Annotated in this window: 2 protein-coding genes and 1 pseudogene; all 3 read left to right on the forward strand. The window is 44.1% G+C overall.

The genetic code is table 11. From position 1 onward, the window contains the following. The first annotated feature begins 294 nt into the window (after positions 1–294). A complete protein-coding gene (locus tag D3222_RS26405; RefSeq protein ID WP_232832677.1) occupies positions 295–843 on the forward strand; it encodes a polymorphic toxin type 33 domain-containing protein in 549 nt (182 codons plus the stop codon). Positions 844–854: 11 nt separating this feature from the next. After that, a complete protein-coding gene (locus D3222_RS24515; protein WP_036842869.1) occupies positions 855–1,259 on the forward strand; it encodes a DUF4279 domain-containing protein in 405 nt (134 codons plus the stop codon). 16 nt (positions 1,260–1,275) lie between these two features. After that, a pseudogene (locus tag D3222_RS24520) lies at positions 1,276–1,568 on the forward strand (hemolysin/hemagglutinin-like protein HecA precursor); the annotation flags it as partial.

Raw genomic sequence — 1,568 nt, forward strand, 5'->3', positions numbered from 1 at the left:
CGTGTGGTCATGCAAGGCCATGCGCAACCCGAAGCCACAGTGCCTCAGAGCGTCGCAGGGGCGCCGCTTGCGGGCTCTATGCCGCCCGCGCCCGCAGAACGTGCGTCCGCCGCCCAGGCAAGCTGGGCGACGTTCGCCCGTTGCCGAAAAAGGCGCTACGCTGACAAAGGCCCGGCGGGAAAAACGGGCCGTCGGGGGCGAAAAGCGCGTCAGGGGGTTTTGGGTTCGGCGGTGAACGGACATTGGAAAAAACGGGTTGTAACTGACTGAGGGCATTAGGAAAATCGGTGTTCGATGGTTAACTTCGCACTGGAATGCGTTGTTACTGACAATAATGCTCTAGCTGTACCCATGCCACCGCCAGCGATAGCGGGTTCAAACACGGGTGAGGCCGTGAACGAAGCAAATCAGACGATAGCTTCAGCTTTGGACAAGAAGCTCAAGGAGATAGGAGAAACACTAGATAAAGCTACAGAGTGTTCATTTGGACGGGTATGTTCTTCTAGCTCCACAGATGATGAAAGTAATCCGAATATTGGTAAAAGTCTAACGAATGAAGAGAAGAGGGAATATGGTGGTACAGGTACAGGAAATCAGCAGCCACCTGAAGATAATCAGAATAAGAATGGGCAGAGTGAAAATAAGCCATCAAATATCAAAATGGCTGATGACAAGTATTTAAAAAATAATGGAATTGATGCCCATGAGCTTAAATCTGATGTTGTTGGTAAGAAAAATATATCGAAATATGATATTTATGTGAATAAAGAAACTGGTGAACTATGGGTCTTCAGAAAAGGGGGTACTGGAGAAGGTATCCCAACAGGTGAATTTATTAAATAAGGTTATAAAAGATGACTAAATCAACTGTGTGCGTGTATTTTTTGATCTCTGGAGATAGATTAAATCCTGAGGATGTAACTGAAAAATTAGCTATTCAACCAACAAAATATTGGGTGAAAGGTGATCCTATACCAGAAAAAAAACGCTTTAGAATAGATAGTTGCTGGCTTTTGAGTACGGGTGATGAAGAGTTTCTTGATGTTGGTGAACAGTTAGGAAAAATACTCACATTATTACAAGGCAAAAAAAAGGTTTTAGTAAAGTTGGCTGATGAGTATGAGCTTGATTATCAATTTAATATAGTAATTAAAATAGAAGAAGGAGTTAAGCCAGCAATAAATTTAGATAAAACGATGATTAAAGAGCTTGATGAATTAAAGGCTGGATTAGATATTGATTTATATATATATAGCTAGAATTAAATAAGTTGTTGTGGACAATAATCACTTAAGCGTTGACCAGAATCGCTCAAGGAGTGAGGAACTGGTCAACTGTCAGAGAGACAGCAGTTGTCGTGAGACGATCAGGGATAAATATCGGCAGGAATATGACCGGGCTCAGGAGCGGATAGCAACATGTTCAGGGGCTGAACAGTGTGTTGCGGTTGCCAAAGAGCTGCGGGCATTACAGGGTGATTACAGTGCCCGGATGAGCGAAATTCAGGAAAAAGCCAGAATGCAGGGACTGGATTCCCTCACGCCGGCAGAAGTGCGGGAATGGGCTGA

The sequence above is a fragment of the Photorhabdus sp. CRCIA-P01 genome, from assembly GCF_003545805.1.
GTDB classification, from domain to species: domain Bacteria; phylum Pseudomonadota; class Gammaproteobacteria; order Enterobacterales; family Enterobacteriaceae; genus Photorhabdus; species Photorhabdus antumapuensis.